26 protein-coding genes are annotated in these 26,636 nt (G+C 67.3%); 15 read left to right on the top strand and 11 right to left on the bottom strand.

Features of this window, described 5'->3' with window-relative positions; translation table 11 throughout:
* Positions 1–39: 39 nt before the first annotated feature.
* The gene (gene sufT, locus ACCQ04_RS04615; protein WP_016900709.1) at positions 40–594 is read right to left on the bottom strand and encodes a putative Fe-S cluster assembly protein SufT; all 555 of its coding nucleotides are present in this window, start codon (positions 592–594) and stop codon (positions 40–42) included.
* 174 nt (positions 595–768) lie between these two features.
* Between sufT and ACCQ04_RS04610 the strand changes: the two genes are divergently transcribed.
* The gene (locus ACCQ04_RS04610) at positions 769–1,188 is read left to right on the top strand and encodes a hypothetical protein (RefSeq protein ID WP_024940819.1); all 420 of its coding nucleotides are present in this window, start codon (positions 769–771) and stop codon (positions 1,186–1,188) included.
* Positions 1,189–2,171: 983 nt separating this feature from the next.
* Here the strand turns inward: ACCQ04_RS04610 and ACCQ04_RS04605 are convergent.
* Together ACCQ04_RS04605 and ACCQ04_RS04600 are read right to left on the bottom strand one after the other, a co-directional pair.
* The gene (locus tag ACCQ04_RS04605; RefSeq protein WP_226426762.1) at positions 2,172–3,629 is read right to left on the bottom strand and encodes an NAD(P)(+) transhydrogenase (Re/Si-specific) subunit beta; all 1,458 of its coding nucleotides are present in this window, start codon (positions 3,627–3,629) and stop codon (positions 2,172–2,174) included.
* Positions 3,626–3,931, bottom strand: a complete 306-nt coding sequence (locus tag ACCQ04_RS04600) for an NAD(P) transhydrogenase subunit alpha part 2 (RefSeq protein WP_046346232.1) — start codon at positions 3,929–3,931, stop codon at positions 3,626–3,628. Before ACCQ04_RS04600 ends, ACCQ04_RS04605 begins: the two co-directional genes overlap by 4 nt.
* Positions 3,932–4,054: 123 nt before the next feature.
* Here ACCQ04_RS04600 and ACCQ04_RS04595 point away from each other — a divergent pair, with 123 nt between their 5' ends.
* The 3 genes from ACCQ04_RS04595 to ACCQ04_RS04585 are packed head-to-tail and all read left to right on the top strand — an operon-like array spanning position 4,055 to position 5,456.
* Positions 4,055–4,618: an RNA polymerase sigma factor gene (locus ACCQ04_RS04595; protein WP_039530524.1), complete on the top strand. Its 564-nt coding sequence runs from the start codon at positions 4,055–4,057 to the stop codon at positions 4,616–4,618.
* Positions 4,615–4,959 (top strand): hypothetical protein, encoded by a 345-nt coding sequence (locus tag ACCQ04_RS04590; RefSeq protein ID WP_226426763.1) that lies wholly within the window; start codon positions 4,615–4,617, stop codon positions 4,957–4,959. Before ACCQ04_RS04595 ends, ACCQ04_RS04590 begins: the two co-directional genes overlap by 4 nt.
* Positions 4,960–4,964: 5 nt before the next feature.
* A complete protein-coding gene (locus ACCQ04_RS04585; RefSeq protein WP_039810786.1) occupies positions 4,965–5,456 on the top strand; it encodes a DUF3106 domain-containing protein in 492 nt (163 codons plus the stop codon).
* A 199-nt stretch (positions 5,457–5,655) separates the two neighbouring features.
* Here the strand turns inward: ACCQ04_RS04585 and ACCQ04_RS04580 are convergent, their stop codons facing one another.
* Both ACCQ04_RS04580 and ACCQ04_RS04575 read right to left on the bottom strand, forming a co-directional pair.
* Positions 5,656–6,747, bottom strand: coding sequence for an NAD(P) transhydrogenase subunit alpha (locus ACCQ04_RS04580; protein ID WP_226426764.1), 1,092 nt, complete (start codon positions 6,745–6,747; stop codon positions 5,656–5,658).
* A gap of 60 nt (positions 6,748–6,807) precedes the next feature.
* Positions 6,808–7,404 carry a TetR/AcrR family transcriptional regulator gene (locus ACCQ04_RS04575; RefSeq protein ID WP_184516292.1) on the bottom strand — a complete coding sequence of 199 codons (597 nt, stop codon included), beginning with the start codon at positions 7,402–7,404 and terminating at the stop codon, positions 6,808–6,810.
* Positions 7,405–7,538: 134 nt separating this feature from the next.
* Between ACCQ04_RS04575 and ACCQ04_RS04570 the strand changes: the two genes are divergently transcribed.
* Positions 7,539–8,402: an alpha/beta hydrolase gene (locus tag ACCQ04_RS04570; protein ID WP_104577249.1), complete on the top strand. Its 864-nt coding sequence runs from the start codon at positions 7,539–7,541 to the stop codon at positions 8,400–8,402.
* Positions 8,403–8,440: 38 nt separating this feature from the next.
* Here ACCQ04_RS04570 and pacR read toward each other — a convergent pair whose 3' ends face one another.
* Positions 8,441–10,798 carry a PacR family protein gene (gene pacR / locus ACCQ04_RS04565; RefSeq protein WP_054591339.1) on the bottom strand — a complete coding sequence of 786 codons (2,358 nt, stop codon included), beginning with the start codon at positions 10,796–10,798 and terminating at the stop codon, positions 8,441–8,443.
* Between the two features lie 222 nt (positions 10,799–11,020).
* Positions 11,021–13,267, bottom strand: a complete 2,247-nt coding sequence (locus ACCQ04_RS04560) for a DUF1631 domain-containing protein (protein ID WP_226426765.1) — start codon at positions 13,265–13,267, stop codon at positions 11,021–11,023.
* Positions 13,268–13,397: 130 nt separating this feature from the next.
* On the opposite strand from ACCQ04_RS04560, the gene ACCQ04_RS04555 reads away from it, so the two are divergent.
* From ACCQ04_RS04555 to ACCQ04_RS04540, 4 genes are read left to right on the top strand one after another with little or no spacing between them, the layout of a single operon-like run.
* A complete protein-coding gene (locus ACCQ04_RS04555; RefSeq protein ID WP_039523709.1) occupies positions 13,398–13,973 on the top strand; it encodes a nitroreductase family protein in 576 nt (191 codons plus the stop codon).
* A gap of 14 nt (positions 13,974–13,987) precedes the next feature.
* Complete coding sequence (locus ACCQ04_RS04550) at positions 13,988–14,956, top strand: 5'-3' exonuclease (RefSeq protein WP_255618533.1); 969 nt, start codon at positions 13,988–13,990, stop codon at positions 14,954–14,956.
* Positions 14,953–15,504, top strand: a complete 552-nt coding sequence (locus tag ACCQ04_RS04545) for an NUDIX hydrolase (RefSeq protein ID WP_226426767.1) — start codon at positions 14,953–14,955, stop codon at positions 15,502–15,504. The genes ACCQ04_RS04550 and ACCQ04_RS04545 overlap by 4 nt, the downstream gene beginning before the upstream one ends.
* A complete protein-coding gene (locus tag ACCQ04_RS04540) occupies positions 15,497–16,282 on the top strand; it encodes an N-formylglutamate amidohydrolase (RefSeq protein WP_226426768.1) in 786 nt (261 codons plus the stop codon). The genes ACCQ04_RS04545 and ACCQ04_RS04540 overlap by 8 nt, the downstream gene beginning before the upstream one ends.
* Before the next feature lie 251 nt (positions 16,283–16,533).
* Here the strand turns inward: ACCQ04_RS04540 and pip are convergent, their stop codons facing one another.
* Entirely contained in the window at positions 16,534–17,475 is a 942-nt protein-coding gene (pip, locus tag ACCQ04_RS04535) for a prolyl aminopeptidase (protein WP_226426769.1), read from the bottom strand.
* A gap of 237 nt (positions 17,476–17,712) precedes the next feature.
* Positions 17,713–18,564, bottom strand: coding sequence for a peptide chain release factor N(5)-glutamine methyltransferase (gene prmC, locus ACCQ04_RS04530; RefSeq protein WP_104541574.1), 852 nt, complete (start codon positions 18,562–18,564; stop codon positions 17,713–17,715).
* Between the two features lie 200 nt (positions 18,565–18,764).
* Here prmC and ahpC point away from each other — a divergent pair, with 200 nt between their 5' ends.
* The 6 genes from ahpC (at position 18,765) to ACCQ04_RS04500 (ending at position 25,003) form a co-directional block, all read left to right on the top strand.
* The gene (ahpC, locus tag ACCQ04_RS04525; RefSeq protein ID WP_039523700.1) at positions 18,765–19,328 is read left to right on the top strand and encodes an alkyl hydroperoxide reductase subunit C; all 564 of its coding nucleotides are present in this window, start codon (positions 18,765–18,767) and stop codon (positions 19,326–19,328) included.
* Between the two features lie 216 nt (positions 19,329–19,544).
* Positions 19,545–21,137, top strand: a complete 1,593-nt coding sequence (gene ahpF / locus ACCQ04_RS04520) for an alkyl hydroperoxide reductase subunit F (RefSeq protein WP_226426770.1) — start codon at positions 19,545–19,547, stop codon at positions 21,135–21,137.
* 79 nt (positions 21,138–21,216) lie between these two features.
* Positions 21,217–22,158, top strand: a complete 942-nt coding sequence (locus tag ACCQ04_RS04515; protein ID WP_024940621.1) for a LysR substrate-binding domain-containing protein — start codon at positions 21,217–21,219, stop codon at positions 22,156–22,158.
* A 474-nt stretch (positions 22,159–22,632) separates the two neighbouring features.
* Positions 22,633–23,055 (top strand): nucleoside diphosphate kinase regulator, encoded by a 423-nt coding sequence (gene rnk, locus ACCQ04_RS04510; protein ID WP_016900728.1) that lies wholly within the window; start codon positions 22,633–22,635, stop codon positions 23,053–23,055.
* A 75-nt stretch (positions 23,056–23,130) separates the two neighbouring features.
* Positions 23,131–24,096: a transaldolase gene (gene tal, locus ACCQ04_RS04505; RefSeq protein WP_054591347.1), complete on the top strand. Its 966-nt coding sequence runs from the start codon at positions 23,131–23,133 to the stop codon at positions 24,094–24,096.
* A gap of 337 nt (positions 24,097–24,433) precedes the next feature.
* A complete protein-coding gene (locus ACCQ04_RS04500) occupies positions 24,434–25,003 on the top strand; it encodes a type 1 glutamine amidotransferase family protein (protein ID WP_226426771.1) in 570 nt (189 codons plus the stop codon).
* Positions 25,004–25,332: 329 nt separating this feature from the next.
* Here ACCQ04_RS04500 and msrA read toward each other — a convergent pair whose 3' ends face one another.
* Together msrA and ACCQ04_RS04490 are read right to left on the bottom strand one after the other, a co-directional pair.
* Positions 25,333–25,983: a peptide-methionine (S)-S-oxide reductase MsrA gene (msrA, locus tag ACCQ04_RS04495; protein WP_024938252.1), complete on the bottom strand. Its 651-nt coding sequence runs from the start codon at positions 25,981–25,983 to the stop codon at positions 25,333–25,335.
* A gap of 82 nt (positions 25,984–26,065) precedes the next feature.
* Positions 26,066–26,581: an SgcJ/EcaC family oxidoreductase gene (locus ACCQ04_RS04490; protein WP_024938253.1), complete on the bottom strand. Its 516-nt coding sequence runs from the start codon at positions 26,579–26,581 to the stop codon at positions 26,066–26,068.
* Between the last annotated feature and the right edge of the window lie 55 nt (positions 26,582–26,636).

Raw genomic sequence — 26,636 nt, 5'->3', positions numbered from 1 at the left:
AAGGACGCGGCGCCACCTCTTGGACATGGCGCCTGACGGTCAGAGCATGCCGGTCTCGAGACGGGCTGCTTCGGACATCATATGCCGGCCCCACGGCGGGTCGAAGACCAGCTCGACGTCGGCCTCGGCAATGGTCGGAATCATCTCCACCTTGCTGCGCACGTCGTCGACCAGGATCTCGCCCATGCCGCAACCGGGCGCGGTAAGGGTCATCTTGACGTCCACCCGGCGCTGATCGTCTTCCTCGCGATGGCTGACCACCGCCTCGTAGACCAAACCCAGATCGACGATGTTGAACGGGATCTCGGGGTCAAAGCAGGTGCGCAGCTGCTGCCACACCAGTGCCTCCACCTCTTCGTCGCTGGCATCGGCGGGCAATTCCAGCCCCGGCGGGGCCTCCTTGCCGATCGCATCGCCATCCTTGCCGGCAATGCGGAACAGGTTGCCTTCGACAAAGACCGTGTAGCTGCCACCCAGCGCCTGGGTGATATAGCCGTAACTGCCTGCGGGCAGGGTCACCGAATCGCCCTGCGGCACCATGACGGCATCGCAATCGCGTTCGAACTGGACGGGTTCGCTGCTACGGGAGTACATGGGCTGGATATGGGGCCGCGGCGGATGCGCGCAAGTCCGCCATTCTAGCCGACCACGGCAAGGCCGCTGCCGTTGCGGGATGGAGCCGGCGACGACGCTGCATTCCATCGGCGCGTCCATCACCGCGCAAAGTACAGCGCGCGCTTTATCATGTGCGCACTGTCAGGAGCTCCAATGCCGCCTACCACCGCGTCCGCCAGAACCGCCCACTGGCTCTGGCCCCCGCTCCTGCTGCTGGGATGCGTCACCGCCCTGATCGCCTGGATGCTCATCGCGCTCGCGCTGGGCAACCAGGCCGGCTGGATGGCGGTGCTGGTGGCGCTGGAAATCGTCTGGATGCTGCGCCTGGGCACGCTGGGCGCCGGTCCCTTGCGCATCGGCATCGCGGTCGTGGCGACCGCGCTGATCATCGTCGGCGCCAACTGGGGCATCGCCTCGGCGCAGCTGGGTGGCGCACTGGGCCTGGACCCGTGGACCTCGGCACAGAAGATGGGCACCGGGCTGGCCTGGACCCTGCTGCAACTGGCCAACAACGGTTTCGACCTGCTGTGCTATGCCGCCGCGCTGGTCCTGGCGTGGTGGGCGGCGCGCTGAGTCGGACGCGTTCGCAACGGCTGCCACTCGGCATCCGTTGAAGCTGATGCTTCATGTACACAGCGCAAGTCACGCCGCTCCTGCTTAGCGCTGGCGCTTTATTTTCCTGACGCAGCGATATCCAGGGAGCTGTGCGGCTTAGCGGCGGGGTCCTTGCCCGCCCACCATCGCAGGACACGCCGCAAGTACGTCCTTGTAGGCTCTTACGCGGCTTCCATGCCGCGTAAGGTCCCGCGACGGTGAGCGGACAAGGACCAGTCGAGATAGTCGGTGTACATGGTTTTCGACAGAGCAACCGGTAACCGGTGCGGTGTCCTCGCCGCGCCCTCGACGCTGCGAGTTTGCTGCAGGGCCCTTGCCGGCCCACCATCGCAGGACACGCCGCAAGTACGTCCATGTAGGCTCTTACGCGGCATCCATGCCGCGTAAGGTCCCGCGACGATGGGCCGGCAAGGACCTGTCGAGATGGTCGGTGGTTTGGTTGCAAGCAAAGCATGGTGTGTGTTGTTCGGATCACCGTGCGTTCGATCGGCTTTCCAGCGCAAACCGGGTAACGGCAGCGGCTCAACAAAGCAACCTGCAAACGTTTCAGCGTCCCAACGCAAGACTTGCAATCGCAACAGGCAGCTTTTCATTCGACCACCGACCAACTTCCTGGTGCGGTGTCCTTGCCGGTTGCGGGACCCTTGGCGGCATGGATGCCGCCAAGGAGCCTCCACGGACGGATTCACGGCGTGTCCCGCAAGCGGTGAGGGCACCGCGCACTCGAAGAGCCGAGCGTTTGACTGTCACTAAGCACTGCTGTGACTCAAAAGCTCGGTGGCTTGTTTCGGGCTGGCTGATAAGACTGGCCGGATGGTGCGGATAGAGCGTTCGTGAAGCAGCCGATCTGCGGCTCAGCTGCAAGGAACTGGCAGCGAGAACACCGCCCCCTCGACCAAGTGGCTTCGCAAATTCATCCGCCAAGTCAGCCGCACGACGCCTCAGTGCCCGCCCCCGTCCAGCGCCTTCAGCTCGCTGACCAGCGCGCCGGCCGCTTCCGCGCCATCGCCGTACAGCATGCGGGTGTTGTCGGCGTAGAACAGCGCATTCTCGATGCCGGCAAAGCCGGTGCCCTTGCCGCGCTTGATCACTACCGTGTTCTTCGAATTGACCACGTCCAGGATCGGCATGCCGTAGATCGGGCTGGCCGGATCGGTCCTGGCCACCGGGTTGACCACGTCGTTGGCGCCGATCACCAGCGACACGTCGGTGCTGGCGAACTCGGGGTTGATGTCGTCCATGTCGGCGATCAGGTCGTAGGGCACGCCGGCTTCGGCCAGCAGCACGTTCATGTGCCCGGGCATGCGCCCGGCGACCGGGTGGATTGCGAACTTCACCTTGACCCCGCGCGCGATCAGCCGCTGCGCCAGCTCCCAGATCTTGTGCTGCGCCTGTGCCACCGCCATGCCGTAGCCGGGCACGATCACCACCCGCTCGGCGAACGCCATCATCGCCGCCACGTCGCCGGCCTCGATCGGCTTCTGCGCCCCGGCGATCTCCTGTGCCTGCCCGCCGCCGCCGAAGTTGGAAAACAGCACGCCGCTGATCGGCCGGTTCATCGCCTTGGCCATCAGGCGCGTCAGCAGGATGCCCGCCGCGCCGACCGTCATGCCGGCGATGATCAGCGCCTCGTTGCCCAGCACATAGCCTTCGAAAGCCACCGCCAGGCCGGTGAATGCGTTGTACAGCGAGATCACCACCGGCATGTCGGCACCGCCGATCGGCAGCGTCATCAACACACCCAGCGCCAGCGCCACCACGAAGAAGGCGATGATCGCCAGCGGCTGCAGGCTGCTGGCCGCCCAGATGCCGAGCACCAGCACCGCCAGTGCCACCAGCAGATTGAAGGCCTGCTGGCCCGCAAAGGTCACCCGACGGTCGAGCCGGCCATCCAGCTTGGCCCAGGCCACGATCGACCCGGACAGCGACACTGCGCCGATCCCCGAGCCCACCACCGCCAGCACCACCGTGGTGGTGTCCGGCCGCCGCGCCGCCAGTTCGGCGATCGCCTGGGCGCTCCAGTGGGTGGTGTCGCGGTTGGCGAAGAAGGCAAAGCGCAGCAACTCCACCGCCCCGATCGCCGCCGCCGAGCCGCCGCCCATGCCGTTGTACAAGGCCACCATCTGCGGCATGTCGGTGATGGCGACCTTCCTGGCCGACCACCACGCCACCCCGGTTCCGATCGCCAGCGCGGCCAGGATCAGCGGCACGTTATGCAGCTCGGGCAGGAAGAATGTCGCCACCGTGGCGATCAGCATGCCCAGCCCGGCCCAGCGGATGCCGCTGCGCGCGGTCAGCGGCGACGCCATGCGCTGCAGCCCGAGCAGGAACAAGGTCGCCGCGACCAGATAGCTGGACTTCACCAGCCATGCCAGCAGCTCGGCAGTGGAGACGTTCATGGCGCGTCCCCGCCCGACGGCTTCTTGCTGGACTTGAACATATCCAGCATCCGCTCGGTCACCACGTAACCACCGGCCGCATTGCCCGCACCCAGCATCACTGCGACAAATCCCAGCGCCTTTTCCAGCGTGGTATCGGCATGCCCCAGCACCACCATCGCACCGATCAGCACGATGCCGTGGATGAAGTTGGAGCCGGACATCAGCGGGGTATGCAGGATCACCGGCACCCGCGAGATGATCACGTGGCCGGCGATGGCCGCCAGCATGAAGATGTACAGCGCTACGAATCCGTCGCTCATCGTCGTTCGCTCCACTGGCCGGTGCGGCCCGCCGATCATACCCACGCCGTGCGCGCCCGGGCGCGTGTCAACCGAATCGGCACTCGCTCGTTGACGTCGTATCGTCTCCGCGGAAGCTACGCTGTGCTGGTGGGAACCCCTTTCGATCCGCAACCTGCCGCACCGGCCGCCACCGTGCCGGCTTCGCTGGACGCCTTCCTGGCCGGCATCGGCCCGCGTGCGTTCCGCTTTGCCGAGGCCGGCCTGCGTCACCGCGAAGATGCGCTGGACGCCGTGCAGGACGCCATGGTGAAGCTACTCGGCTACCGCGAGCGCCCGGCCACCGAATGGACGCCGCTGTTCTGGAGCATCCTGCGCAGCCGCATCATCGACCTGCAGCGCAGGCGCAGCTTCCGCCTGAAGTTCTGGGCGCCGGCCGAGCGCGCCGACGACGAAGGCACCATCGACTGGGCCGACCCCGGCACCGGCCCGGTGGACGAACAACAGCATCAACAGGCCTACCAACGGCTGGTCGAGGCCTTGCGCAACCTGCCGGCGCGCCAGCGCGAAGCGTTCACGCTGCGCGTGCTGGAAGACCTGGACGTGGCCACCACCGCCAAGGCGATGGGCTGCTCGGAAGGCTCGGTCAAAACCCACCTGTCGCGTGCGCGCGACGCGTTGCAAAAACAGTTCGAGGATTTCCTGTGAACCGCTCCCACGACCCGGCCCAGCTGGATGCGCACCTGCGCCAGCTGCATGCCTCCGCACTGACCAGCCTGCCGCCGCAGACCCTGGCGCGCCTGCGCCAGGCCCGTCATGCGGCCGCTCCCACGCGCGCCCGGCGCGGCTACTGGTTGCTGGCGACCGCGTGTTCCGGCCTGCTGGCGGTCGGCATCGGCCTGCAGTTGCGTCCAGGCGAGCGCGCCTCGCCGGACCGCGCCCCGACCCAGGTGGTCGCCGGCACCACCACCGATACCGACGACATGCTGACCCAGAACCCGGACCTGTACGTCTGGCTGGGGTCCAATACCGCCCTGGCCATGGAATAACCACGATGACCCGCACCACCCGCCTGTTGTTGACCCTGCTGCTGTGCGCCGCGCCCTGCGCGTCCCTGCTGGCTCAGGCCCATTCCCCCGGACCGCCGGGACCGCCACCGCCGGATGGCCCCGGCCCGCGAGGACCCGGACCGCGCGAGGCAGACACGCCGATGCCCGAGTGGGACAAGCTCACCCAGCAGCAGCGGCAGGTGCTGATCGATGCGCTGCGCGAACGCTGGAACGATGTGCCGGAAGAGCGCCCGCGCATGTACCGCCACGCGCGCCGCTGGCTGGACATGACCCCGGAGCAGCGCAAACAGGCCAAGGCCGGCATGGACCGCTTCCGCAACATGAGCCCGGAGCAACGCCGCGAGGCCAAGGCCTTGTTCGAACGCATGCGCACGCTCAACCAGCAACAACGCAATGAGCTGCAGCAACGCTGGCAAAAGATGAGCCCGGCCGAACGCAGCACCTGGTTGCGCGAGCATCCGCCCACCGACGATTGACGCAGCGCTGCAGCGGCAAGCGCAACCCGTCAGCGCACCGGTGCATCCCAGTCACGCGCGGCCACCTTAGGAGCGCGCTGGCGCGCGATGGAGCATTACAGATAAGCGCCATCGCGCGACGGAGCGTTACCGATAAAACGCCATCGCGCGCCAGCGCGCTCCTACCCGCCAACGCGCAAGGCGCATGGGCTCGGCAGGGCTACGCAGTCGCTGGCGCCGACCAGCGTGTCTTGGCCAGCAGTTCGTCGTCCCAGTCGAACGACAGCGCGCCATCCTTGATCAGCAATGCGGCGAACGCATAGACATTACGCGCGAACATCTCGCTGGCGTGCACCGCGCCCTGGCTGGCCAGGTTGAGCGGGCCGGCGATCACCACGCCGTTGCGCTCATAGGTGTCGCCGGGCCGGGTGGCGGCGCAATTGCCGCCGGTTTCCGCGGCCAGATCGACGATCACGCTGCCGGCGCGCATGCCGTGCAGCATCTCCATGCTCAGGATCTTCGGCGCCGGCCGGCCGGGCACGGCGGCGGTGCAGACCACCACGTCCACGCTCTTGAGGTGTTCGGCCAGCCGGCGTTGCTGTTCGGCGCGTTCGTCGTCGGTGAGCTGGCGCGCATAACCGCCCTCGCCGGCCGCGCTCACGCCCAAATCCAGGAAGCGCGCACCCAGCGAGGCGATCTGCTCGCGCGTTTCCGGGCGTACGTCGAAGCCTTCGACCTGCGCGCCCAACCGTTTGGCAGTGGCGATCGCCTGCAGCCCGGCCACGCCCGCACCGGTCACCAACACCTTGCACGGGCGCATGGTGCCGGCGGCGGTGGTCAGCATCGGAAAGAAGCGCGGCGCCAGCTGCGCGGCGATCAGCACGGCCTTGTAGCCGGCCATACCGGCCTGCGAACTCAAGACATCCATCGATTGGGCACGTGTGGTGCGCGGCAGGCGCTCCAGCGGAAACGCAACCAGCGCAGCGTTGGCAATCGCCTGCGCACGTGCCGGGTCGGCGTCCGGCGCCAGCATGCCGATCAGCACGGCGTGGGGCCTGCATTGCTGCAGCAGTTCGGTGGGCGGTGCCTGCACGCTCAGCAGCACTTCGGCCTGCGCCAGCGTGTCTGCCGTGGCGAGCTGCGCCCCGGCCTGCAGATACGCGGCGTCGGCCATGCTACTGGCACAGCCGGCGCCTGGCTCGATCCACACGCTGGCGCCGAGCGCGACCAGTTTCCTGACCGTTTCCGGCGTGGCGGCGACGCGGCGCTCGCCTGCCGCGCGTTCTTTCAGCACCAGCACCTGCACAGCCATGGCTTGCTCCGCTCGCGCGCCTGTCGTCGCGGCGATGCTAGCAGAGCGCGGCAGCCACGCTCAGGGCGTCAGCAAGGCCGGCAGCATCGGGGCGAGCAACTGCTCGGGCGGCGCCAGCGCCACCGCTTCGGTGCGGTGGTCGATGGCCAGACACGCATAACCATGTGCCGCGCTCCAGGCCAGCAGCACCCGTTGATGCAGCAGGTGCGCATCCGGCGCACTGCCGTGCCGGGCCAGCCAGGCCGCATGCAGGGCATCGCGCAGGCAGGCCATTGCCGCATCGGTGGCCGCCAGCAGGCGCGGCAGGCTGCGTCGCTGCGGCTCCAGGCTCTGCATCAGGCGAAACTGCTGCGGGTAGGCGATGGCGAACCGGATATAGCCCAGGCCGCCGCCCAGCAGTGGGTCGACCTCGCGCTGGGCCTGCACGATCCACTCGACCATGCGTTCGTACCCGTCTGCGACCAGTTCCACCACCAGGCCTTCCAGCGAGCCGAAGTGATGTGCCGGTGCGGCATGCGAAACGCCCGCACGGCGGGCGCACTCGCGCAGGCTCAGCCCGCGCGGACCCGATTCGCCGACGATCTCCCAGGCCGCGCGGCGCAGGGCGGCGGGCAGATCGCCGTGGTGATACGTCGCTGACCTGGGCGCGTGGGACATGGCGGCTTCGCAAATCGGGATGTCATTGGAGCAGGGAATCTTGACGCTGACAAGATTGGCGGTGCAGACTCGCCCCGCATCTTGCCAGCGTCAAGATCGGCGCCGGATGCAGCCCCTCCCCAGCGAGTTTTTTCATGGCCAAGGCATTCTCCCGCTGGCGCATGCGCCTGACCCGCACGCTGTTCGGGTCGGCCAGCCGCCTGGCTCCCGGGCCGACCGGCCGCCTGCTGGCGCGCCGCTTCGTGACGCCGGATGCAGCATCACGCCGGCACGCCGCATCCACCCTGGCCACGCTGTCCGACGTGGGCCGCGACAGCCTGTCCATCGATGGCATCGACATCGCGGTGTATGTCTGGGGCGACCCGGCGCAGCAACCGTATGTGCTGCTCTCCCACGGCTGGTCCAGCTATGGCCTGCGCTTTGCCGCCTGGGTGCCACGGCTGCAGGCGCTGGGCTATGCGGTGGTGGCCTTCGACCAGGCCGGGCACGGATTGAGCGGTGGGCGCATCAGCTACATGCCGCACTTTGTCGAGGTGCTGCGCCGGATCGGGCGGCGCTTCGGCCGGCCGGCGGCCTTCATCGGTCATTCGCTGGGTTCGGCATCGGTCGTGTTCGCCGATGAAGCGGCTTGGCAGCCGGCGCGCTACGTGCTGATCGCGCCATTGCTGGCCCCGGCCGAGACCGCACGCCGCCAGTTCCGCGCCTTTGGCATCGCGGCCAAGACCTTCGTTCCGTTCGAGAACCTGCTGCATGCGATCACCGGCAAACGCTTTGCCGATTTCGATGCGTCCCCGCATCTGCCGCGTTTCCAGCGCCCGGCCCTGATCATCCATGACCGCCGCGACCGCGAGACACCCTGGGACGAAGGCGCGCGTTTTGCGGCGCTGTGGCCGCAAGCGCAATTGCTGACCACCGAAGGCCTGGGACACAACCGCATGGTCGACCATGCCTCGGTCATCGAAGCGGCGCTGGACTTTATCGGCCCGGCGCGGGCCTGAGCGTACCGCGATGCGGCAAGCGCATCGCGCGGTACCCGCTAGTGCACGGTGCTGTTGTGCAACGGATCCAGGCGGTCGATGACGCCCTGCATGGCGCTGTCGAAGGCGCCGTCGTTGATGTGCTCGCGCAGCCTGCCCAGGCGCACCATCACCGCCAGCTCCTCCGGCGAGGCGACGCAGAAGCGTACGCCGCGGCGATTGACGAACAGCAGCCGCTGCGAGATCGGGCTCACCCACGACAGCTTGCCCGCCTGCACCTTGCCGTCCTTGTCGACGAAATCCAGCCAGGTGCCGATATCCATCGCACGGAAACGCTCGGCATCGGCGCTGTCGATGCTCTGCGCCACCGCCTCGGCCCCCAGCACCACGCTGACGCTTTCGGCAGCCGGCGGCGGCAGGTTGACCTGCGGCAGCTCCGGCAAGGCCTTTTCCAGCTCCGGGCGCGCTTCGGCGATGGCCTGCAAGGTGTCGTGCAATGCGGTGATCGCCACCACCACCGCGTCGCCATGCAGGCCGACGCTGGCAAATACGCGATGCAGGGCCGGCTGCCAGACCTGCAGCCACGGCTTGCCGACGATGTGGCGACGTGCCTCGGCCAGTTCTTCCAGCACGCCATCGGCCAGGGCCAGTGCCTCGACGGTGCCCGGACCTTCCTCACCGTCGCGCAGGATCGCCATGGTCAGATGGTGCAGCCACGGCTGACGCAGGAAATCCTCCACGGCCCTGGGCAGCGGCGTGCCGGCCTGCGTGCGCTGTTCTAGCTCCGACAGCGCGCGGCTGCGTGCCAGCTCGAGCTTTTCCTGGCCGCGCTGGGTTTCGGTGGCGCGCCGCTCGGCAATTTCCACCCGGCGCCGGTGCTGCGACAGGAAATCGCGGAATTCCTCTTCCAGGGTCAGGAAGATCGCCAGGTTCTCGTTGAATTCGGCCACCAGGCGGTCGACGATTTCCTCGACCTTGCCCATCAGCACACGCTCGGCAGCGCTGTCGCCGGTGTTGCCTTCGCAGGCCTCGGCCAGCGAATTGAGCAGGCGCCGCGCGGGATGGGTCTTCTGCACGAACATCTTGCGATCCAGCAGCGCAACCTTGACGAAGGGCACCACCAGCCGGCCGATCATTTCGCGCGAGCGGTTTTCCAGATCGCGCTCGTCCAGCATCACGTCGAACAGCATGCCGACCAGGTCGATCGCATCCTCGTCCATCGGGTCCAGGCGCGCGGTCGCCGGGTCCACGCCCAGCCGCGTGGCGCTGGACAGCACTTCGTTCTTCAGCCGCTGCGCCAGCGACTCGGTGTCGTCGCCGATGGCTGCCTGCAGCGTCGCGCTCGGCGTGGCCTGCAGCAGCGACAGCACCGACATCATCTCGCGCTGGCTCAGCGGGCGTTGCTGGCCTACCGCCACCGATGCGGCAGAGGCGGTGTTGTCGCGCACGCTGCGGGTCTGCTGCAGCAGTTCGTGCAACGCTTCCAGCAACATGCCCTGGCTGCCGCCAGGGTGATCGGCCTCACCGCCATCCATGCCGCCGGCAGCGCCGCCACCGGCCTGGCCACGCTGGGCGGCGGCCTGCATGCGGCCGCGGCTGTGCGCCCAGCGGTCCAGGAAGCGGTTGGCCCAGGCCGGTGCGTACTGGTCGCTCTGGTCGTCGCCGCCGATGTCGGCAGCCGCGCCCTGGGCCTCGGCCTGGGCGCGCTCCTCGGGCGTGTCGCCGCGTGGCTGCACGCGCGGCGGCGGGCGCTTGGGCTGGGAAATTTCCGGCATGACGCCAGCCTTGGCCAGCGTCTCGTCCAGGCGCGCATACAGCTTGCCGATCGGCTCGGCCAGGTCGCGCTCGCACAGCTTGATCAGTACCAGGCGCACTTCCGGCGCCAGGTCGCAGGTGGCGAAGGCTTCGTGGATCGCCACGCCCAGATGCTCCGGACCGAGCGGGTTGGTGTCGGCCACCAGTTCCAGGCCGCCGGCGATCCAGCCCAGGCGGCGGTCCACCCGCGCCAGCACCTGCTTGAAGTCGCGCAGCAGCACCGTGGCCAGGTTGCGCACCGCCAACCGCGATTCGAGCACGTGTTCGGGCACCAGACTCAGCGGGCCGGTGCCGATGTCGCCTGCCAGGACCACCTCGGCCGACAGCGGCTCGCCCAGCAACAACGCCTGCCAGCCGTCGTCCAGCTGCTGGCGGAACCGCGTGGCCACTTCGTCGCGCTTGCGGCGCAACTCGCGCATGCCGTCGAGAAACAACAACTGCGATGTGCCCGCGGATTCGGCGCGATCGAACAGCACATCATCAAAGTGTGCGACTGCAGCGGCAAAAACCTGCGCGAGTGCGGGCACGAACACGGCGTGCGCCTGTTCGAGCAAGCGTTGGTCACGGCCCGGATGTCCCGACGGACTGGGCTGAAAAGTCATGCGCAAAGGCTCCCCGCCCCTGCAGGCGTGAAAATATTCAAACGAAAGAAAACAGACGCGGCCCCAAATTCCGCCACCGCATGGTAGGCGTTTCGCTCGTTTGTTAAGTGTGACGCAATTCGCACTTTAGTCGTGACCGCCCAGGGTTTGCGTGTCAGTCGGACATCCTAGCGTGCATCGCTGCGGTGGCGCTTGCCAGCGCGTATTAACCGCCTGCGGGGGTTAAGCCTTCAGCATGTGCGGCCGGTCCAGCGCATCGACGACATCCTGCATCGCGCTGTAGAACGCGTCCTCGTCGCGATGCAGACGCAGGCGGTCCAGCCACACCATCATCGCCAGTTCCTCCGGCGAGGACACGCACAGCCGCCCGCCGCGCCGGTTGACGAACATCAGCCGCCCGGAAATCGGGCTGATCCAGGACAACCTGCCGGCCTGCACACGGCCGTGCCGGTCGACGAACTCCAGGCAGGTGCCGAGCGCCATGCCGCGGAAGAAATCGGCGGTGACACGATCGAATTCCACCTGCGCGGTGGCATCCAGCATCGGCGTCAGCGGCTCGCCGACCGGCTCGGCCGGACCGGGGCTGGGGCGCAGCGCGCTCAAGGTCGGCGCAAACAGGGCGGGATCCGGCGCTCCCGCAGCCGGCACCGATGGCGTGGACAGCAGCGCGCGCTGCAGTTCCTGCAGGGCCAGCTCGGCGTCGCGTTGCGCCAGGCCGGCCAGCGCGAAAGCCTGCAGCAGCTGCGCACGCTGCGGCTCCAGCGCGGTGCCGCCAGGCGCAGCACCCAGTTGCGCCAACACCGCATCGCCCAGGGCCACGGCCGCGTCCAAGGCCGGGCCGGTGCCGTCGCCACGCAACGCCACCTGTTGCACATACGGCTGCCAGACGCGGCCAAGGAAATGCTCGACCAGCGGCGGCAGCGGCCCGCGCGCCAGGCGCTCTGACAGCGCCTGCGCGGCCGTGCTGCGTGCGGCTTCGCGGCGTTCTTCGGCGCGCTGCAATTCGCTGGCGCGGCGCTCGGCGATTTCCACCCGGCGCCGATACTGTTCGTAACTGGCGCCGAACTCGGCTTCCAGCGTCAAAAACAGCCCCGGATGCTCGTCGAAATCGCGCACCACCGTGTCGATCACCGCCTGCACCTGGCCGAGCAAGGCCTGCTCTGCCGCGGTTTCGCCGGCATTGCCATCGCAGGCGTCGACCAACAGGTTGAGCAGGCGGCGTGCGGGATGGCCGTCGCGCACGAACAGGTGGCCGTCCAGCATCGCCAGCTTGGCCAACGGCACCAGCAACTGGCCGAGCAGGCTGCGCTGCGCATCCGACAGATGGCTCTGCACCAGGATCGCGGCGAACAACAAGGCCACCAGATCCAGCGCGTCCTCGTCGTCGGGGTTGAGGCAGGTGGTGGCCGGATCCACCCCAAGCGCGGCGGCGGCGCGCCCGACCTGCTGCCGCAGGCCACATGCCAGGCCCGAATCGGTGCCGTCGATGGCATCGAAGCCGGCCGCAGGCATGGTCTGCAGCAGCGACAGCGCCGACACCACCTCGCGCGGCGACAGCAGGCGCTGCCCGGCAGGTGCGGGTGTGTCGCCATCGGGTTCGCGTTGGCGGCGTGCATGCTGCAGCAAATGGTGCAGGCCGGCCGGCAACAGCTCGCGGCCGCTGCGCAGATGCACGTCGATCGCCTCGACGCCGGCCAACGCGCCCTGCCCGCCCGACCAGTCGGCGAAGAAGCGTGCGATCCAGTCCGGCGTCTCGGCGGCCTGCTCGCCGGCGCCTTCGTCCTGGCGCGGAATGCCGCGCCGCCGGCTGCGCGGCTGCGGCAACTCGCGCAAGCGCGCCACCTGCGCCAGCGCCTGTTCCAGCGCGCCGTAGCGCTGGCCGACGCGTTCCATCAGGTGCTGCTCGCAGACCTTGATCACCGCCAGATGCGCCTTGGGCGCCAGCGTCACCCCCTGAAAGGCCTCGTACAGGGCCACGCCCAGATGCTCCGGCCCGAACGGATTGCTGTCGCCATCGATACGCAGCCCGCCGGCAATGAAGCCGAGATAGCGATTGAGCCGCATCAGCTCCGTGCGCCACTGGTGCTGCAGCGCGCCGGCCAGGTTGCGCACCGCCAGGCGCACCTCCAGGTCCTGCTCGGGCAGCAGGGTCAGCCCGGCCGCACCGCGTCCCAGGCTGCGATCGGCCGACAACGGCCGCCCGGATTCCAGCCCCTGCCAGGCCTTGGCCAGATGCCCGCGGAAACGCGCGGTGATCGGCTCGCGCTGCTGCCGCACCGCCTGGATTGCCTCCAGGAAGTCGTTCTGGGCCGGGCCGGCGTCGGCCGCCAGCTGGAACAGTGCCTCGGCCAATGTGTCCTGGAATTGGACAAACGCATCGGCCAGCGGCACCAGCACGATCTCGCGTACCTGGTCGAGCAGCTGCGAATTGCGGCTGGGGAGCACGGGGGTGGATACGAACTGGGTCATCGGGCGGCGCACAGGACGAACATGGAAGGGATGTCACGACCGGGCCGGCATCGGCCCGCCGCCCATGATGCGGCGGGCGTTGGGAAGGGCCCGTCTATAATTGCCCGCATCCTCGCCTCGACCCGGAATTATGCACGCACCGTATTCGCTCCAGGCGCTGGACGCGCGCCGCTCGGTCCCCTCCAAACAGCTGGGCGAACCCGGCCCGGATGAAGACACCCTGCTGCGCATGCTCACCTCGGCAGTGCGCGTGCCCGACCACGGCAAGCTGGTGCCGTTCCGTTTCTTGCGCATCAGCGGCGATGCCCGCCAGGCACTGGGCGATTTCCTGGCCGAGCGCAGCCTGGCCGCCGACCCGCTGGCGCCGCCCGCCGCGGTCGAAAAAGACCGCAACCGTTTCAACGATGCGCCGCTGGTGATCGTGGTGATCGCCGCGCTGCGCCCCGGGCACAAGGTGCCCGAGCAGGAACAGCTGCTCACCGCCGGCTGCGTGTGTTTTGCGCTGCTGCAGGCCGCGCAGGCGCATGGCTTCGGTGCGCAGTGGCTGACCGCATGGATGGCCTACGACCCGGCGGTGACCGGCTATCTGGGCCTGGAGCAGAACGAGCGCATCGCCGGTTTCATCCATATCGGCACCCCGCGCCTGCAGGTGCCAGAGCGCGAACGCCCGGACCCGCGTGCGCTGCTGCGCGACTGGACCCCGTGACCACGCACACCCCCATGCTTGCAGGCGCGCCGCCGTCGATCAGCCGACCGACCCCGCTGTATCTGGTCGATGCCAGCCTGTACGTGTTCCGCGCCTGGCATTCGATCCCGGACGAATTCCAGGATGCGCAAGGCTGGCCGACCAATGCCGTGCACGGCTTTGCGCGCTTCCTGCTCGACCTGCTCGAACGCGAGGATCCGCAGCACATCACCATCGCCTTCGACGAGGCGCTGGACAGCTGTTTTCGGCATGCGCTCTACCCGGCCTACAAGGGCAATCGCACTCCGGCACCGGATGCGTTGCGGCGTCAGTTCGCGCATTGCAAGGCGCTGTGCGCGGCATTGGGCCTGAGCGTGCTGGCGCACCGCGATTACGAGGCCGACGACCTGATCGGCAGCGCCTTGCACAGCGTGCGTGCGCACGGCCTGCGCGGGGTGATCGTGTCGGCCGACAAGGATCTGTCGCAGCTGCTGCTCGAGCACGACGAGCAGTGGGATTACGCGCGCAACCTGCGTTGGGGCATGGACGGGGTCAAGGCGCGCCACGGCGTGCACGCCCATCAGATCGCCGACTACCTGGCGCTGTGCGGCGATGCGATCGACAACATTCCCGGCGTCACCGGCATCGGCGCCAAATCGGCGGCGGTCCTGCTGGCGCATTTCGGCAGCCTGGATGCCTTGCTGGAGCGTATCGACGAGATCCCGTTCCTGCGCCTGCGCGGCGCGGCGCAGATGGCCGCGCGCCTGCGCGAGCAACGCGAGCACGCGCTGCTGTGGCGTCAGCTCACCACCATCGCACTTGACGCGCCGCTGGCGCTGACCGATGCCGGTTTCACGCGCGCGCCAGCCGATACCGACATGCTGGGCGGCTTGTGCGAGAGCCTGCGCTTCGGCCCGCTCACCCGGCGCCGGTTGCTGGCCGCCTGCGGCGGCGCGCCGGCACCGCGCACTCCCGTTTCCCTGGAAAAAGGCCTGCATCCATGAACCGACACGACACCCTGCCCACCGTGGTCTACGAAGGCAAGTACCAGCGCATGGTCGTGCGCGGCACCTGGGAATATTCCGAACGCGTGCACGCCGGCGGCCTGGCCGCGATCATCGTGGCGGTGACCCCGGATGATGCAATGTTGTTCGTCGAACAGTTCCGCGTGCCGCTGCAGGCCCGCACCATCGAAATGCCGGCCGGCCTGGTCGGCGACGTGCATGCCGACGAGTCGATCGAGCTGTCGGCCATTCGCGAACTGGAAGAAGAAACCGGCTGGACCGCCGAGCACGCCGAAGTGCTGATGATCGGCCCGACCTCTGCCGGCGCCAGCAGCGAGAAGATCGCCTTCGTGCGCGCCACTGGGCTGCGCAAGGTCGGCGCCGGCGGCGGCGATGCCAGCGAAGACATCACCGTGCACGAGATCCCGCGCGCGCAGGTCGGCGCCTGGCTGGTGCAGAAGATGGCCGAGGGCTATCAGATGGATCCCAAGCTGTGGGCCGGGCTGTATCTGGTCGATCACGCACTGGACGGCACCCCGCGTGGCTGAAGCGACCGCTGCCCGCCTGCTCGGCGCCGACGATCCCGCACCGTTCAGCGTGCACAACCCGCAGGCCGCCTCGCCGTGGCTGCTGATCGCCGACCACGCCGGTCAGCGCGTGCCGGCGCGGCTGGCCAATCTGGGCCTGCCGCAGCAGGAACTGGACCGCCATATCGGCTGGGATATCGGCATTGCCGAGGTCACCCGCCTGCTGGCCGATGCGCTGGATGCGGTCGCCATCGCGCAGACCTATTCGCGCCTGGTGATCGACTGCAATCGCCCGCATGGTTCGGCCACGCTGATGCCCGAGGTCAGCGACGGCACCTCGGTTCCGGGCAACCTGCAGCTGTCGGCCGACGATCGGCAGCAGCGCATCGATGCGATCTTTGCGCCATACCACGCGCGCATTGCGGCGGAACTGGATGCACGCGCACAGCGCGGGCAACCCACCGTGCTGGTGTCGATGCACAGCTTCACGCCGATCATGGCCGGCAATGCGCGGCCCTGGCATGCCGGCGTGCTGTACAACCGCGACACGCGGCTGGCGCACCGCCTGCTGCAGGCCTTGCGCGACGAGCCGGATCTGGTGGTTGGCGACAACCAGCCCTACGCGGTCAGCGACACCAGCGACTATGCGATTCCGGTCTACGGCGAAGGCCGCGGACTGCTGCATGTGGAGCTGGAACTGCGCCAGGATTTGATCGCCGATGCCGCTGGGCAACAGGCGTGGGCACAACGCCTGGCACGCATCCTGCCGCCGCTGGCGCAGGCGCTGCTGCCGAACTGAAACCAGCAGTCACCGTAGGAGCGCGCTTGCGCGCGATGGGGCGTTATCGGTAATGCCTCATCGCGCGCAAGCGCGCTCCTACGGAGCATGCGGCGGCCGCGCTGATCCGCAGCCTCGGTGACGACGGTTGCCTCGTAGGAGCGCACCCGGGCGCGACAGGCCGTCCCGTTACCCTACGTCGCGCCCGGGTGCGCTCCTACCGCTGGCGCGCGAGCGCTGCTGCAGCTTCCCGTGCACGCTCGCGGTTGCGCTCAGGCGAACCCGTCGGTGGCGCGCACCAGCGCATCGACATTTTCCGGCTCGAAGGCCGAATGCCCCGATGCCGGGCTGACCTGCAGCTGCGCCTTCGGCCAGACCTTGTGCAGGTCCCAGGCGCTTTGCATCGGGCACACCACGTCGTAACGCCCCTGCACGATAACGCCAGGGATGTCGGCGATGCGGTGCGCGTCACGCAGCAGCTGGTCTTCGACCTCGAAGAAACCGCCGTTGACGAAGTAGTGGTTCTCGATGCGCGCGAACGCCAGGGCGAAGTGCGCGTCCTCGTGTCCGGTGACGAAGTCGGCGTCCACATGCAGGAAGCTGGTGGCACCTTCCCACACGCTCCACGCCTTGGCCGCGGCCAGACGCGTGGCTTCGTCGTCGCTGGTCAGGCGGCGATGGAAGGCGGAGATCAGATCGGCGCGCTCCACCATTGGAATCGCGTTGACGTAATGCTCCCAGGCATCCGGGAACAGCCGGCTGGCGCCCTGCTGATAGAACCATTCCAGCTCGAAACGGCGCAGCAGGAAGATGCCGCGCAGCACCAGCTCGGTGACCTGCTGCGGATGGGTCTGCGCATAGGCCAGCGCCAGGGTCGAGCCCCAGCTGCCACCGAACACCTGCCAGCGTGCGATGCCCAGGTGTTCGCGCAGGCGCTCGATGTCGGCGACCAGGTCCCAGGTGGTGTTGTTCACCAGATCGGCATGCGGGGTGGAACGGCCTGCGCCGCGCTGGTCGAACAGCACGATGCGGTATTTGGCCGGGTCATGGAAGCGCCGCATCTTGTCGTTGCAACCGCCGCCGGGGCCGCCGTGCAGCATCACCACCGGCTTGCCCTGCGGATTGCCGCACTGTTCGAAATACAGCGTGTGGCGGTCGTCGACCTGGAGGGTGCCGTGGTCGTACGGCGTGATCTCGGGATAGAGCGTGCGCATGCGTCGGTCCTGCGGGAAACCGCTAGTGTATCGGCACCCGGTCTGCACACGCGGGCGCCCCATGCGATCGAGCCAGGGCGGGCGCACGGCGAAGCGCGAAGGCGTGAAGGCGTGAAGCGACGGAGCAAGCCTCCTGCATGCAGCGCCGGACGGGCGCGGTAGGTGCCCGGAATCGGCATGTCCTATTTCAGCTCTGAGCGCCAAACGCCCCGACCTGGCGACCGCTCCGTGGCTGCGCTAGCCCACAGCGGGCGACCAGCGCCCCGACGTCACCCGGTCACGCTGCTCCAGGTCCTGATGCGTGGCCACCGCGTCGAACCCACGCGCCTGCAGCAGTCCGGCCACAGCCGCGCCCTGGTCCCGGCCGTGTTCGAGCAGCAGCCAGCCGCCCGGCAGCAGATGCGCAGGCGCATCGGCGACGATCAGGCGGATGTCGTCCAGGCCATCGGGGCCGGAAGCCAGCGCACTGGCCGGCTCGTAGCGCAGGTCGCCTTCGCCCAGATGCGGATCCTGCGCGGCGATATACGGCGGGTTGCTGGCGATCAGGTCGAAGCGCTCGCCGGCCAGCGGCGCAAACCAGTTGCCCTGCCGGCATTCGACATTGCGCAAGCGGTGGCTGCCGGCATTGCGCCGGGCAACCGCCAGCGCCGCCGCGCTGGCATCGGTGGCGATCACCTGTGCCTGCGGCCGCTCGCTGGCGATGGCCAGCGCGATCGCGCCGCTGCCGGTACCCAGATCGGCAACGCGGCGGCCTGGCCGGGCGTCCAGTCGCTCAAGTGCCAGCTCGACCAGCACCTCGGTGTCGGCGCGCGGGATCAGCGTGGCGGTGGAGACCGCCAGATCCAGCGTCCAGAACCCACGCGTGCCGGTCAGGTAGGCCACCGGTTCACCGGCCTGGCGCCGCTGCACCAATGCCGCGAATGCCTGCGCGACCGACGGCTCGACCGGATCGCGGCCATGCGCTATCAGCCAGGCGCGGTCGCGGCCCAGCGCGTGCAGCAGCAGCGGCTCGGCATCGCTGCGCTCGATCCGCTCGACCGCACGCCGCAGCAACTGCTCGGCGGCAAGACCGGCTGGGTCCTCACTCATACGGATCATTCACTCATGCGCAACATCGGCTGACCATTATCGGAGATGGAATCGGCCCCTGCAGCGGCAGACGCCGTCTGCAAACTCGATAGCCACAGCCTATCTATACAATTCCATCAATCGATTTGAGAAATCTATCGATCCTGCCTACCATGGCGACTGTTCCATCCCCCGCCCCCTTCATCGCACGAGGAAACTCAATGTCTCTTATCAACACTCAGGTCCAGCCGTTCAAGGCGAATGCGTACCACAACGGCAACTTCATCGAAGTCACCGAGGCCAGCCTGAAGGGCAAGTGGTCGGTGCTGATCTTCATGCCGGCCGCCTTCACCTTCAACTGCCCGACCGAAGTGGAAGACGCCGCCGACAACTATGCCGCGTTCCAGAAGGCAGGCGCCGAGGTCTACATCGTCACCACCGATACGCACTTCTCGCACAAGGTGTGGCACGAAACCTCGCCGGCCGTGGGCAAGGCGCAGTTCCCGCTGATCGGCGATCCGACCCACAAGCTGACCCGCGCGTTCGGCGTGCACATCGAAGAAGAAGGCCTGGCCCTGCGCGGCACCTTCATCATCAACCCGGAAGGCGTGATCAAGACCCTCGAGATCCACGACAACGCGATCGCCCGCGACGTCACCGAGACGCTGCGCAAGCTGACCGCTGCTCAGTTCGTCGCCAACAACCCCGGCCAGGTCTGCCCGGCCAAGTGGAAGGAAGGCGCCAAGACCCTGGCTCCGTCGCTGGACCTGGTCGGCAAGATCTAAACCGACTGACACCTCCGGCCTGTGGTTGAGGCCGGAGCATCTCCGGCCCAGCACTGGGCCGGGGGTGAACCGGAGCCGGTGCCGGGCTGCCCGCCAGCCATCGCCAGCACGCATTCCCGACATCGCGCCGGCTGCGGTTCATCCCCTTCCTCCCCGGCGATCTGCCTCAGCGCAGCGACGCCACGCCCTCCCCTTGCCCATTCCCAGGAGTTCTCCATGTTGGATGCCAACCTCAAGACCCAGCTGACCGCCTACCTGGAACGGGTTACCCGTCCGATCCAGATCAATGCCTCGATCGACGAAAGCGCCGGCTCGCGCGAAATGCTCGACCTGCTCGAGGATCTGGTGCTGCTGTCGGACAAGATCAGCCTGGATATCCACCGCGATGACAACCAGCGCAAGCCCTCGTTCGCGCTGACCACGCCGGGCCAGGACATCTCGCTGCGCTTTGCCGGCCTGCCGATGGGCCACGAGTTCACCTCGCTGGTGCTGGCGCTGCTGCAGGTGGGCGGTCACCCGTCCAAGGCCGCCGCCGAGCTGATCGAGCAGGTGCAGCACCTGGATGGCGACTACCAGTTCGAAACCTATTTCTCGCTGTCGTGCCAGAACTGCCCGGACGTGGTGCAGGCGCTGAATCTTGCCGCCGTGCTCAACCCGCGCATCAAGCACGTGGCCATCGACGGTGCGTGGTTCCAGGACGAGGTCGAAACCCGCCAGATCATGTCGGTGCCCACCGTCTACTTGAACGGCGAGCTGTTCGACCAGGGCCGCATGACGCTGGAGCAGATCGTCGCCAAGCTCGACACCAACGCGGCCAAGCGCGACGCCGCCAAGATCGCCGCCAAGGACGCCTTCGAGGTGCTGGTGGTCGGCGGTGGCCCGGCCGGTTCGGCAGCAGCTGTCTACGCCGCGCGCAAGGGCATCCGCACCGGCGTGGCGGCAGAGCGTTTTGGTGGCCAGGTACTGGACACCATGTCGATCGAAAACTTCATCTCGGTGCCGGAAACCGAAGGCCCGAAGATGGCCGCCGCGCTGGAGCAGCATGTGCGCCAGTACGACGTGGACATCATGAACCTGCAGCGCGCCGAGCAGCTGATTCCGGCCGGTGCCGATGGCCTGATCGAGATCAAGCTGGCCAATGGCGCCTCGCTCCAGAGCAAGACCGTGATCCTGTCCACCGGCGCGCGCTGGAGGCAGATGAACGTGCCAGGCGAAGAGCAATACAAGAACAAGGGCGTGGCCTATTGCCCGCATTGCGATGGCCCGCTGTTCAAGGGCAAGCGCGTGGCGGTGATCGGCGGCGGCAATTCGGGCGTCGAGGCCGCGATCGATCTGGCCGGTATCGTGGCGCATGTCACGCTGGTGGAGTTCGACGACAAGCTGCGCGCCGACGAAGTGCTGCAACGCAAGCTGCGCAGCCTGCACAACGTGCGCATCATCACCAGCGCGCAGACCACCGAAGTGCTGGGCGATGGCCAGAAGGTCACCGGCCTGGTCTACAAGGACCGCACCGGCGGCGACATCCAGCACGTGGATCTGGAAGGCGTGTTCGTGCAGATCGGCCTGCTGCCCAACACCGAATTCCTCAAGGGCTCGGTGGCGTTGTCGCCACGCGGCGAGATCATCGTCGACGACCGTGGCCAGACCAATGTTCCGGGCGTATTCGCTGCCGGCGACGCCACCACGGTGCCGTACAAGCAGATCGTGATCGCAATGGGCGAAGGTTCCAAGGCTGCGTTGAGCGCGTTCGATTACCTGATCCGCTCCAGTGCACCGGTCAGCGCCGACAACGTCGCCCAGGCAGCATAAGCGCACTCAAGCCAGCGCCCGGCCAGCCCGGGCGCTAAGCTCCAGTCGTACCCCGTCACCGCAATGAGGGCTGCTGCACATGAATCTGCGTGACCTGAAATATCTGGTCGCCCTGGCCGACCACAAGCATTTCGGCCGTGCTGCGACGGCCTGCTTTGTCAGTCAACCGACGCTGTCCACACAGATCAAGAAACTCGAAGACGAACTCGGCGTGCCGCTGGTGGAACGTGCGCCGCGCAAGGTGATGCTGACCCCGGCCGGCCGCGAAGCGGCGATGCGCGCACGCGGCATCGTGGCCGAAGTGGAACAGATGAAGGAAGCCGCGCGGCGCAGCCAGGATCCGGAAGCCGGCACCGTGCGGCTGGGCATCTTTCCCACCCTGGCGCCGTATCTGTTGCCGCATGTGGTGCCGCGGATCCGCGAGCGGTTCCCGCGCCTGGAACTGCTGCTGATCGAGGAAAAAAGCGATCAGCTGGTGCACCAGCTGCGCGAAGGCCGTCTGGATGCGGCGCTGCTCGCACTGCCGTTGCAGGATGAGCAGCTGCATGCCGAATTCCTGTTCGAGGAACCCTTCGTGCTGGCCGTGCCGGAAGGCCATCCGCTGTCGCGCCACGACAGCATGACGCTGGACGATCTGTCCGAGCAGCGGCTTTTGCTGCTGGAAGATGGCCACTGCCTGCGTGAGCAGGCGCTGGATGTCTGCCATCTTGCCGGCGCGCTGGAAAAATCCGAATTCCAGGCCACCAGCCTGGAGACGCTGCGCCAGATGGTGGCTGCCAATGTCGGTGTGACCTTGCTGCCACTGCTGGCGGTCAAACCACCGGTCGCGCGCTCGGAGAACATCCGCCTGATCCGTTTCCGCGAAGACAAGCAGCCCAGCCGCCGCATCGCCATGGCCTGGCGCCGCAGCTCGGCCATGACCGCGTTCCTGGAACAGCTGGCGCAGTTGTTCAAGGAGCTGCCGGAGAGCCTGTTCACGCTGGACCAGCCGGCGACCGGGCCTAAGGCGGTTGCGGCCTGAGGATTCGGGAATCGGGAATCGGGAATCGGGAATCGGGAATCGGGAATCGGGAATCGGGAATCGGGAATCGGGAATCGCAAGATCGTTTCATGTCTGCGGTTGCTTGGCGGGATGTTTTTTCACCTGTTCTCGGACATAAGCGACGCGCAAGCGTCGTTTTTTGTTTGGTGGGTGGTTACGACGCGATGTCTCTGGACGCACATGGCGGTTGTGGTGTCATTGGCACGTGGTGGACTCCCACGAGGCACTTCAAGTCAGTCGCTGGGTGATGGCAGATGGCACGCACCTGGGCGCTGCAGCGCTGCCTGCCTGATGCGCTGGCCACGGCCCGTTCCTCTCGGTGCCGCGCCTGCCGTACCTGACATCTGCCGTGGATTGCGCCATCTCGCCATGCATTGCGATCGGGCAGCGGCGCCCTCATCTGGGCAGTGAGGTTTGCCATGTTGGCGGGCCGTCATCGTCAAGGAGATTGCCATGACTTCGCAGCACCACAGCGGCTTGCCGCCGTCCATCCTGGTTTCCAGCCATGACCTCGCCCGGCTCGAGGCCCTGCTCGATTCCCCCGCTTTCAACAAGCACCCGGCCGCCACTGCGCTGAGTGACGAACTGGGCCGTGCACGCGTCGTGCCGCCCGACCAGATTCCCGGCGATGTCGTCACCATGCACTCCCGCATCGATTGCGAAGATGAGCTGCATGGCGAACGACATACGCTCACCCTTGTGTATCCGCACGAGGCCGATGTGCAGCACGGCCGCATCTCGGTGCTGGCGCCGGTCGGCAGTGCGCTGCTCGGCCTGTCGGTCGGTCAGAGCATCGACTGGCGTACGCCCGACGGGCGCGACCTGCGTCTGCGTGTCAGCGCCGTGCACGATCAGCATGCCCTGGCCGGCGCCTGACTTCACACGCCAGGCGCGCTACCGTAGCGCGCTGCGTCCTATCCACGACCCGTTCCACGATTCGAGAGAACCCGCATGACTGCTCCCTCCAAGCTTGCCCAGTTGCGTGACCTGTCCGTCGTCGTTGCCGACACCGGCGACTACGACGCCATCAAGCGCCTGAAGCCGGTCGACTGCACCACCAATCCCACCCTGGTCAAAAAGGCATTGGATCTGCCGGTGTATGCCGACCTGATCGAGCGCGAACTGGCCTGGGGCCGCGAACACGGCGGCGAAGACCGCACCAGCACCGTCAACGAAGTGGCCGACCGCCTCACTATCGGCGTCGGCGTCAGGCTGGCCGAGCTGGTCCCCGGCCGCGTCTCCACCGAGGTCGATGCCGACCTGGCGCACGACACCGAGGCGACCATCGCCAAGGCGCGCAAGTTCATCGCGATGTACGCCGAGCGTGGCGTGTCCAAGGACAAGATCCTGATCAAGATCGCGGCCACCTGGGAAGGCATCGAGGCTGCGCGCCAGCTGCAGCGCGAAGGCATCGACTGCAATCTGACCCTGATCTTCAACCGCTCGCAGGCGCTGGCCTGTGCGGAAGCGGGCGTGTTCCTGATCTCGCCGTTCGTCGGCCGGATCCTGGACTACTACGTCGCCCAGGGGCAGACCCCGGCCAGCATCGACGAAGACCCGGGCGTGGTGTTCGTGCGCACGGTCTACAACGAGTTCAAGCAGCGCGGCTCGTCCACCGTGGTGATGGGCGCCTCGTTCCGCTCCACCGCGCAGATCGAAGCCCTGGCCGGTTGCGACCGGTTGACCATCTCGCCGGAGCTGCTGGAAAAGCTCGATGCCGAATATGGCGAACTGCCGCGCAAGCTCTCGCCTGCGCAGGCCGACAACGCGCAGATCACCCCGATCGACAGCGACAGCTTCGCCACCGATCTGGCGGCCGACCCGATGGCCACCGAAAAGCTGGCCAGCGGCATCGATGCCTTCGCCAAGGATCTGCAGGCACTGCGCAAGACCATCACCGACAAGCTCGCCGGCTGATTGCAGCACCGCGGGTCGCAGTACCAACGCCTGCAGCCTGGTGGCTGTGGGCGTTTTGTTTTTTGCAATCTGGCTGCGCAGCACACAATGCAGCCACGACGCGTAAGGCAAGGCCCTCGCGATGCTGGCATTGGAAACTGCTGCCGGCCTGGGCCGCCGTACTTTTCAGGCACCGTCGAGCTTGTGAACGCATTGACGCCCGCACAGCCGCCACCAGCTGCCATGCGCGCGTTTTGGCCTGATCTGCGCGCGGTTCGGCGTCGTTCTCCACACGTCGCTTACACCCGCGCAACCCGCACTGCCTAGAATCCGGGTTCCTCAACTGGCGTAGCGGACAATGGCAAACATTGCAGTGGTGATGGTCGACGGCGTGGCCGATTGGGAAATTGGCGTTGTCCTGCCGGCGGCGCGCGATTGGTTCGGCGACCAGGTCGCCATCGCCAGCATCGATGGTCAGCCGGTGCAGTCGATCGGCGGGCTGCGCATCACTCCGGACTTCGCCCTCTCCGACCTAGCGCCGCTGGACGCCGATCTCTGGATCCTGCCCGGCAGCGAGCGTTGGCAGGCCGGCGAAATCCCCGGCCTGAGCGGCCTGCTGGTCGAGCGCGTGCAGCACCAGCGCCCGGTTGCGGCGATCTGCGGCGCCACCATCGCCCTGGCCTATGCCGGCCTGCTCGACCAGCGCGCGCACACCAGCAACGCGCTGGCCTTCCTGCAGGAGCATGTGGTGCCGTATGCCGGTGCTGCGCAATACCGGCACGAAAAGGTGGTGACCGCCGACGGCGTGATCACCGCACCCGGCACCAGCCCGGTCGGCTTCGCGCTTGCCTGCATGCGACTGCTGCATCCGGAACGCACCGACATGCTCGCCCAGCTGCGCGGCATGTTCGCCGGCGAGTTCGTCTGATCCGGCGGATTCCGGCACGCCTGGCGCATTGGCTGCACTGACTGGATGCGTGGGTCGCCGCACCGATCCATTGCACCGATTGGCGGTCGGGATTGACCGCAATGATGCGCCGGGCCGGTTTGCCGCTCGGCCACCCGCGGCGGCGGCGGCGCAGCTTACGCGCGCCGCAAAAAAAGATGGCCACGCCGTCTCCGGCGTAGCCATTCAAGTTGCCTGGCATGCACTCCCATGCGCTGCCTGATCGTGATGACGCTGCCGGTCACTGTTGGCCATCGGCACGCCGCCACGATCACGTGGATGACAGCGCTTCAATCCGGCCCGCCTTTCCGTCAGGCATCCAGCCCGATCGGGCAGCTCACTCCCGTTCCGCCAAGCCCGCAATAGCCATTGGGATGCTTGGCGAGATATTGCTGGTGATCGTCTTCGGCGTAGTAGAACGTGGGCGCCGGGAAACGGATCTCCGTGGTGATCGCGCCATACCCGGCGGCGTCCAGTTGCTGCTGGTACGCATCGCGGCTGGCAAGCGCAGCGTCGTATTGCGCCTGTGTCGTGCAATAGATCGCCGAGCGGTATTGCGTGCCGACATCGTTGCCCTGCTGCATGCCCTGGGTGGGGTCGTGGCTTTCCCAGAACGTGCGCAGCAACTGTGCGAACGACACCGACGCTTCGTCGTACACCACCAACACCGCTTCGGTATGGCCGGTCTGCCCGGAACACACTTCGCCGTAGGTGGCGTTGGGTGTCTCGCCGCCGGCGTAACCCACCGCCGTGGTGTACACCCCTGGCAGGTTCCAGAACTTGCGTTCTGCACCCCAGAAGCAGCCGAGCCCGAACTGCACCTGGGCCAGGCCGGTGAATTCCCCGCGCAACGGATGGCCGTTGATCAGGTGGGTGTTGTGGAGCGGTAGTGCCTGCTCACGTCCGGGTAAGGCCTCGCCCGGACGTGGCATGCGTTGTTTGAAAGCGCCGATTCCCAGCATGGTGCAACTCCGCAATCGTGAGGATTGCCTGCTGGATGGCGCCGGCTGTAGCGGCTTTCAAGCCACTACGGCCAATGCGGCGTTACTTCCTGGTCACCGAGGCGGTGGCGGTGTCCACTTCCGGCATCGCCGAGCTGTGGTGATTGATGATCAGCCACTTGCCGTCGCGCTTCTCGTACACGAAGGTGTAGCGCGCCTGCACGTCGGTTTTCTTGCCGTCCTTGTCGGTCAGCGTGAAGGTGTAGACACCCGCATCCACCGCGCTGTCGTCATCGAGCACACGCACGGTGCGGTAGTTGACGACGCCCTGCGGCTTCTTGGTCAGGAACATCTCGAAGTACTTTTCGATCTGCTCGCGCGAGGCGCGGACCTCGTTGGACACGGTCGGCAGCAGCACGCCGTCCGGGGCATACAGATCGGCCACCTTGTCCGGATTGCCGGTAGCCAGTGCCGCGTTCCAGGTGTCGAACAGCGCGGCGACTTCGCGTTCTTCACCGCCGGCCGGCAACGTGGCCTTGTCGGTGTAGTGCATCACGCCGCCAGCCAGCGCCGGGGTGGCAGCCAGAGCCAGAACCAGAGAGAACAGAGTGCGACGCATGGGAAATCTCCGTGTGATTGAGGGGGGTGCCGCAGCGGGCGAGCTCAGTATCGAA

The organism is Xanthomonas sp. NCPPB 2866, from assembly GCF_041475745.2.
Lineage (GTDB): Bacteria > Pseudomonadota > Gammaproteobacteria > Xanthomonadales > Xanthomonadaceae > Xanthomonas > Xanthomonas arboricola.
This window is presented reverse-complemented; position numbering and strand designations above follow the sequence as displayed.